Below are 7,684 nucleotides of genomic sequence, written 5' to 3'. Positions count from 1 at the left end.
TCCGGATACCGCGACGCCGCCGCGGCGGCGTCGCGGTATCCGGACGCGCGGCCGGCGCCGGTCGGGTCAAACGTTGCGTCGTGATAACCCATGATCGAAGTCCTTCCCTGCCTGCTCTCGCTCCTTCCCCATGCCGTCGGTGCGGCAACAGGCGTGGATCGGGCCGGCAGGCATCCGGGACTTCAGCTGTGACTTGCGCATCGCCACGGTCATGCCGGCCTCCCTGCGGCGTAAAAGCCTCCGCATCCTTTCGACGATTCGGACGATACGCTGCGAAGCTGGGGATGTGCTTCCAAAGTTATCCGCGGATGCAGACCAGTCGTGGCGCGGACGGATCGAACCGCAGAAGGATTGCGATCCGCGCGCCGCGGCGTCGGCGGCGCGGATTTGCGCGCCCGCCCCCTGGCGTTCCGGGCGCGCGCACGCCAAAATCGACGCCATGCACGACGGCACCCGCGTGGAGATCACGCCCGAGATCCTGCTCAAGGCCTACGCCGCCGGCATCTTCCCGATGGCCGAGGACGCCGACGACCCGACGCTGTACTGGGTCGAGCCGCGGGCGCGGGGCGTGCTGCCGCTGGACGGGTTCCGGGTGTCGAAGCGGCTCGCCCGCACGGTGCGCTCGGACGCGTTCGAGGTCCGCAGCGACACCGATTTCGACGGCGTGATCGCCGGCTGCGCCGCCCCGCGCCGCGAGAGCGAGCGCACCTGGATCAACGGCCGCATCCGCGAGCTCTACGGCGCACTGTTCGACCGCGGCCACGCCCACACCGTCGAGGTCTACGCCGGCGAGCCGCGCCGCCTCGTCGGCGGGCTCTACGGGGTGTCGATGGGCGCGGTCTTCTTCGGCGAGAGCATGTTCCACGAGGTCCGCGACGCCTCGAAGGTCGCCCTCGTCCACCTGATGGGCCGGCTTCGCGCCGGCGGATACCGCCTCGCCGACACGCAGTTCGTCACCGAGCACCTCGCCCAGTTCGGCGCCGAGGAGTTGCCGCGCCACGTCTACAAACGCCGCCTCGCCGAGGCGCTCGGCCATGCCGGCGACTGGAACGCCTGGCCGACGGACGGCAGCGTGCGCGGCGCTCAGGCGCTCGCCGCGCTCGGGGTGGGTGGCGCAGGGGATTGAGGCGAAAGCGTTTTCCTCCCGCACAAGGGGAGGAAGAAGAGATGACGATCAGCGGAAGAGCGCGTCGAACAGCGATTGCGGCTGCTGGGGCTGCGGCGGGGCTGCGGCCGGGCCTTCGTTCGAGGGGAAGAACTTCCGCGAGGGCTTCTGGCGCGGCTGCACTGGGACGCCGCGTGGCGCCTCGACGTCGACCTGACCGGCCGAGTTGACCTGCTGCACCGTCTTGGTCGCATCCTTCGTGCCGCGCTTGCGCTCGGGCTTGGCGGCCATCACCGGCACATCCTCCTGCTCGCGCGCCTCGGCGATGATGTCGCTGCCGCCCTTACAATCCACGAGCCACACGTCGTAGATCGGGTGCTCGATCGCGTGCAGGCCGGGACTCGAGGCGAACATCCAGCCGGTGAAGATCCGGCGGTACTTGTTCTCCAACGTCACCTCGTCGACCTCGAGGAAGGCCGTGGTCTTGGCGCTCTCGGTCGGCGGCCGCGTGTAGCAGACCCGCGGGGTGAGCTGCAGCGCGCCGAACTGCACGGTCTCGTCCACCGCCACCTCGAACGAGACGATGCGGCCGGTGATCTTGTCGAGGCCGGAGAACACCGCGGTCGGGTTCTTGATCTTGTCGGCCGAGGCTGGGCCTGCGCAGAGGGCGACGAAGGCGATAGCGAAGGACCCGAGTGCGGCGCGTGCTGTGATGCGGCTCAAGGCACGCCCCTCCCGGCGATTGGACGACGCGGCGAAAAGCCGACGGATGGCGGGCGTTCAACACCGGAACGGTGGTGGAAAAAGGGCGTGGCGCTTGTGATCCCGCCGTACGTCGGGCGGACGAGGCCTGCAGGCTCCGTTTCCAGCCCCTCCCCGTCATTCCGGTGCTGCGCAGCAGAGCCCGGAGTCCAGATCCGCAGACAGCGCATGCTGAAGAGCGACCTGCGGCTCCGGATTCCGGGCTCGCCTACGGCGCCCCGGAATGACGGTGCCCTCGTCAGAAAAGGCCCCACGATCCTGAAGCCGGGTCAGCACAGGTCGGTGACCTGCCGGCAGGACGACCGGAACGCTACTCGCCTGGATTCCACGGCACGTAGTCGCCGGTCGCGGCGGGCCGCGCGCCCCAGGAGAGCTGCGAACCCTTTGGGCGGTAGGCGTCGGCCGTGCCGGTCATGTTCTCGACGTGGGGCTTCTGCCACTCGCGCGGGGTGTAGGCTTCCTCGCTCGGCGGCAACTCGACGTTGTGGCAGAGCCAGCCGCGCCAGCCGGGCGGGACCTTCGAGGCGTCGGCATAGCCGTTGTAGACCACCCAGCGCCGCTCCGAGCCGACCGAGCGGTCGATCAGGGCGCCTTGCGCGCGATAGTAGTTGTTGCCGTGGTCGTCGCTGCCGACGAAGTTGCCGCTGCGCGCGGTGTAGAGCGCGAGCGACATCGTCTGCCCGTTCCACCACGTGAAGATGCGCAGAAGCGTATCCTTGAGCGCCATCGCCGTCTCCGAGCCTCGTCGCACACGCGACCGCGATCGGTGTGCCGGGGCGGTTATGCGGAGCGGGTGGCCGCAAGTCCAGATCCAAGTCCGCGGTGAGGGCTGCAACCCGGCGGCGCCGTCGCCGGGGGCAGCGGTGTCGCCCGGCGACCACGCCCGCGCGACGTCGCGGCGCGAGGGGGCTTCAGGCGGTCAGCCGACGCTGTGGACGCAAAAATTTTCCGTGCGAAATCCCCACAGCAGAAACAGCACTTACGCAGTGCCACGACTTATCCACAGTTTTACCCGCAAGACCACAACATCTAGCGTGGAACCGGCCGCGCGAACACCACTTGTTGACGTGAGGGCCGGCCCGGCGTTAATGTCCGGGTCATGGTTCGGGCGCACCGATCCGTTCGATCAGCGCGCGTCCAGCCACCTTCTTACCAACGTCGGCCAGTCCGGGCAGCGTCCATCCAGGCGCCCGGATTCGGCTCTTCGGATCTCCGGATTCAACCCCGGGGCGCAGCTGCGCCTCGTCGGGAGAGGTGCGTCTCATGCGGTTCGAGCGTCGTTACACCACGTCCGGTTCTTCGCCCTATGCGGCAATCCCCTTCCGCAAGGCGCTGTCGGAGATCCGCAACCCGGACGGCTCTACGGTCTTCCGCCTCGACGGCATCTCGGTGCCCGAGGCGTGGTCCCAGGTCGCCAGCGACGTGTTGGCGCAGAAGTACTTCCGCAAGGCCGGCGTGCCGGCGCGCCTGAAGAAGGTCGAGGAGAACGACGTTCCCTCCTTCCTGTGGCGCTCGGTGCCCGACGAGGCGGCGCTGAACGAACTCCCCGAGGCTGAGCGCACCGGCTCCGAGACCTCCGCGACCCAGGTGTTCGACCGCCTCGCCGGCTGCTGGACCTATTGGGGCTGGAAAGGCGGCTACTTCACCAGCGAGGAGGACGCCTCCGCATTCCTCGACGAGCTGCGCTTCATGCTCGCCAAGCAGATGGTCGCGCCGAACTCGCCGCAATGGTTCAACACCGGCCTGCACTGGGCTTACGGCATCGACGGCCCGAGCCAGGGCCACTACTACGTCGACTACAAGACCGGCGTGCTGACGAAGTCCGAGACGGCCTACGAGCATCCGCAGCCGCATGCCTGCTTCATCCAGTCGGTCCAGGACGACCTCGTCAACGAGGGCGGCATCATGGACCTGTGGGTCCGCGAGGCGCGCCTGTTCAAGTACGGCTCCGGCACCGGCTCGAACTTCTCGTTGTTGCGTGGAGAAAACGAAAAGCTCGGCGGCGGCGGCAAGTCGTCGGGGCTGATGTCGTTCCTCAAGATCGGCGACCGGGCGGCCGGTGCGATCAAGTCTGGCGGCACCACGCGGCGCGCGGCCAAGATGGTCATCGTCGACATCGACCACCCGGACATCGAGCAGTTCATCGACTGGAAGGTGAAGGAGGAGCAGAAGGTCGCCGCCCTGGTGACCGGCTCCAAGGTCGTCTCCAAACACCTCACCGCGGTGATGAAGGCCTGCACCCAGTGCGAGGCCGAGGGCGACGCCTGCTTCGATCCCGAGCGCAACCCGGCGCTCAAGCGCGAAATCAAGGCCGCCCGCAAGGCGATGGTGCCGGACGCCTACACCAAGCGCGTCGTCCAGTTCGCCCGCCAGGGCTTCACCAAGATCGACTTCCCCGTCTACGACACCGACTGGGATTCCGAGGCCTACCTCACGGTCGCCGGCCAGAACTCCAACAACTCCGTCTCGCTCACCGACGACTTTTTGCGCGCGGTCGAGGCTGACGGGGAGTGGCTGCTGCGCGACCGCAACTCGAACAAGACCAAGTCGGTCGGCGCCCGCCACCTCTGGGAGAAGATCGGCGAGGCCGCCTGGGCCTCGGCCGACCCGGGCCTGCACTTCAACACCACGATGAACGACTGGCACACCTGCCCGACCGGCGGGCGGATCCGGGCCTCGAACCCGTGCTCCGAGTACATGTTCCTCGACGACACCGCCTGCAACCTGGCCTCGGCCAACCTGCTGACGATGTACGACCGGCAGACCAAGCAGTTCGACGTCGAGGCGTTCGAGCACCTCAACCGCCTCTGGACGGTGGTGCTCGAGATCTCGGTGACGATGGCGCAGTTCCCGTCGAAGGAGATCGCCGAGCTCTCCTACAAGTACCGCACGCTGGGCCTCGGCTACGCCAACATCGGCGGCCTGCTGATGACCATGGGCCTGCCCTACGATTCGGATGCGGGCCGGGCGCTCGCCGGCGCGCTCACCGCGATCATGACCGGCGTGGCCTACGCCACCTCGGCCGAGATGGCCGCCGAGCTCGGGGCCTTTCCGGCTTACGAGGACAACGCGGACGCCATGCTGAAGGTGATCCGCAACCACCGCCGCGCGGCGCATGGCGAGGCCGAGGGCTACGAGTTCCTGTCGATCTCGCCAGTTCCCCTCGACCACGCCAACATCCCGCAGGGCAACCTCGGCGACCACGCCCGCGCCGCCTGGGACCGCGCCCTGCGGCTCGGCGAGGAGCACGGCTACCGCAACGCTCAGGCGACGGTGCTGGCACCGACGGGCACGATCGGTCTCGTCATGGATTGCGACACCACCGGCATCGAGCCCGACTTCGCCCTGGTGAAGTTCAAGAAGCTCGCCGGCGGCGGCTACTTCAAGATCATCAACCAGGCGGCGCCCGATGCGCTGCGGGCTTTGGGCTACCGGGAATCCGAGATCGCCGAGATCGAGGCCTACGCGGTCGGCCACGGCTCGATGGGCCAGGCGCCGGCGATCAACCCCGGCAGCCTGCGCGCCAAGGGCTTTTCGGACGACAAGATCGCGGCGATCGAGGCCGGCCTGAAGTCGGCCTTCGACATCAAGTTCGTGTTCAACCGCTGGACGCTGGGCGACGACTTCCTCACCGGCACCCTCAAGGTGCCGGCGGAAAAGCTCTCCGACCCGACCTTCGAGCTGCTGCCGTTCCTCGGCTTTTCGAAGAAGGACGTCGAGGCCGCCAACACCCACATCTGCGGGGCGATGACCCTGGAGGGAGCTCCCTTCCTCAAGCAGGAGCACTACGCGGTGTTCGACTGCGCCAACCCGTGCGGGCGGATCGGCAAGCGCTACCTCTCGGTCGACAGCCACATCCGCATGATGGCCGCCGCCCAGCCCTTCATCTCGGGGGCGATCTCCAAGACCATCAACATGCCCAACGACGCCACGGTGGAGGATTGCAAGGCGGCCTACACCCTGTCCTGGCGCCTGGCGCTCAAGGCCAACGCCCTCTACCGCGACGGCTCCAAGCTGTCTCAGCCGCTGAACTCGGCCCTGATCCAGGACGAGGACGACGAGGAGGACATGGTCGAGGCGCTGGTCCAGATGCCCGCCGCGGCGAAAGCCACGCAGCTCGCCGAGAAGATCGTCGAGCGGGTGATCGAGCGGGTCGAGCGCATCCGCTCGCGGGAGAAGCTGCCGCACCGGCGCAAGGGCTACACCCAGAAGGCCGTCGTCGGCGGGCACAAGGTCTACCTGCGCACCGGGGAGTACGATGACGGCCGCATCGGCGAGATCTTCATCGACATGCACAAGGAGGGCGCCGCCTTCCGAAGCTTGATGAACAACTTCGCCATCGCGATCTCCCTCGGCCTCCAGTACGGCGTTCCGTTGGAGGAGTACGTCGAGGCGTTCACCTTCACCCGCTTCGAGCCGGCGGGCTTCGTGCAGGGCAACGACGCGATCAAGAACGCGACCTCGATCCTCGACTACGTCTTCCGCGAGCTGGCGATCTCGTACCTCGCCCGCATGGACCTCGCCCACGTCGACCCCTCCGAGATCGGCTCCACGATCCTCGGCGGCGGCGAGGGCGACACCACCCGCGAGCCGGGCAAGCCGCAGCAGACGGCCGCCAGCGTCGTCTCCCGCGGGCTGCTCCGCGGCTCGGCCGACCGGCTGACCCTGATCCAGGGCGGCCCGTCCGGCGCGACCGTCGGGGTCGGCTCCGGCAACGCGGGCCAGTCGGCCCCGGCCGGCGGCGTGGTCCACGCGCTACGCGGCGCGACGGCGCTGAAGATGGAGACCGAGCTGTCCGTCCACGCGGAGACCTCGATCGAGGCCCTGCCCTTCGCCAAGCCTGAGCGCAGCGTCGCAGACCGGCGGGCCGAGGCCAAGATGAAGGGCTACGTCGGCGAATCCTGCCCGGAATGCGCGAACTTCACGCTGGTCCGCAACGGAACCTGCCTGAAGTGCGACACCTGCGGCGGCACGACTGGCTGCAGCTAGTCAGACCAAGCCTCATGGGTGTGGCGGGAAGGGCAAAATGCCCGCGGGCGCACATAGTATGCCCGCGAGCGGACGTGTAACGTTCCCGCCACACCATCGAATGACCCATTCTTAAACCGAGGGCGAGGTCGCCTCGATTGAGCTTCGACTTCCGCAAATGACTTTTCCGGCCGAGATCTCCTCTCGGCTGGGACATATGAAAAAGGGCGAACGACGGTTCCAAAACGATGCTGATATCTGGAGTGGGCCCCTGTCGGTGGGCACGATCAGGCGGTGGTGTTGACCGTCGGCCGGGCGGGTTGCTCGTCGAACTGCACAGGGCTCAGGTACCTGAGCGCGGAGTGCCGCCGCTTGGTATTGTAGTCCTCGTCGATGAAGCAGAGTAGCTCGGCTGCCACGTTGGCGAAGGTCTCAAACGCCATCAGGTACCCCCCTCGACCTCAAGCGTCTTCATGACGCTCTCGGCCTCGGCGTTGTCGAGGGGTTGCCGCGCCGGCCCATCGAATTAACGATCCCGTGCTCGACCAACACCTACCGATACGCCCCGGCAGCGTACTGACTGCCGCGGTCTTCATGGTGGGTCAGTCCCGGAACCGGCGAAACCGCTCGATCGCCGCGCACCGAGCCGCGAGGGTCACGCGGGTGTCGATCGACCGGCCGAGCGCCTAGCCAACCACGCGCTGCGATTAGGCATCTAGAGCGTAAGCGCTCGGTGACGGCTGCCTTGTGCGGATAGGGTCTGGGTCTGGATACAGGGGATGGCGCGGGATGGCGCTGTATCGGCCCTGTGTCTGGACCTATGACGAACACGGCTCACATCGTCGTCGC

General features: G+C 67.6%; 5 protein-coding genes. 2 read left to right on the top strand and 3 right to left on the bottom strand.

The features are described 5' to 3' along the window. Positions 1–439: 439 nt before the first annotated feature. The gene (gene aat / locus FV222_RS12400) at positions 440–1,126 is read left to right on the top strand and encodes a leucyl/phenylalanyl-tRNA--protein transferase (RefSeq protein WP_147753139.1); all 687 of its coding nucleotides are present in this window, start codon (positions 440–442) and stop codon (positions 1,124–1,126) included. Positions 1,127–1,174: 48 nt separating this feature from the next. On the opposite strand, the gene FV222_RS12395 is transcribed toward aat, so the two are convergent. Both FV222_RS12395 and FV222_RS12390 read right to left on the bottom strand, forming a co-directional pair. Next, positions 1,175–1,828: a DUF2155 domain-containing protein gene (locus FV222_RS12395; RefSeq protein ID WP_147761669.1), complete on the bottom strand. Its 654-nt coding sequence runs from the start codon at positions 1,826–1,828 to the stop codon at positions 1,175–1,177. 349 nt (positions 1,829–2,177) lie between these two features. Continuing rightward, a complete protein-coding gene (locus FV222_RS12390; RefSeq protein WP_147814457.1) occupies positions 2,178–2,594 on the bottom strand; it encodes an NADH:ubiquinone oxidoreductase subunit NDUFA12 in 417 nt (138 codons plus the stop codon). Positions 2,595–3,130: 536 nt separating this feature from the next. Here FV222_RS12390 and FV222_RS12385 point away from each other — a divergent pair. Continuing rightward, complete coding sequence (locus FV222_RS12385; protein WP_147761668.1) at positions 3,131–6,856, top strand: vitamin B12-dependent ribonucleotide reductase; 3,726 nt, start codon at positions 3,131–3,133, stop codon at positions 6,854–6,856. Positions 6,857–7,122: 266 nt separating this feature from the next. Here FV222_RS12385 and FV222_RS12380 read toward each other — a convergent pair whose 3' ends face one another. Next, complete coding sequence (locus FV222_RS12380; protein ID WP_147814455.1) at positions 7,123–7,278, bottom strand: IS3 family transposase; 156 nt, start codon at positions 7,276–7,278, stop codon at positions 7,123–7,125. Between the last annotated feature and the right edge of the window lie 406 nt (positions 7,279–7,684).

This window comes from Methylobacterium sp. WL103 (genome assembly GCF_008039885.1).
Classification (GTDB): Bacteria; Pseudomonadota; Alphaproteobacteria; order Rhizobiales; family Beijerinckiaceae; genus Methylobacterium; species Methylobacterium cerastii.
The sequence above is the reverse complement of the archived record's forward strand: the minus strand, read 5'-3'. Positions and strand labels throughout refer to the sequence as shown.

Excerpts from the sequence above, each read along its gene's own strand:
- aat (WP_147753139.1), top strand. The coding sequence starts at position 440 with ATGCACGACGGCACCCGCGTGGAGATCACGCCCGAGATCCTGCTCAAG.
- FV222_RS12390 (WP_147814457.1), bottom strand. The coding sequence starts at position 2,594 with ATGGCGCTCAAGGATACGCTTCTGCGCATCTTCACGTGGTGGAACGGG.
- FV222_RS12385 (WP_147761668.1), top strand. The coding sequence starts at position 3,131 with ATGCGGTTCGAGCGTCGTTACACCACGTCCGGTTCTTCGCCCTATGCG.
- FV222_RS12380 (WP_147814455.1), bottom strand. The coding sequence starts at position 7,278 with ATGGCGTTTGAGACCTTCGCCAACGTGGCAGCCGAGCTACTCTGCTTC.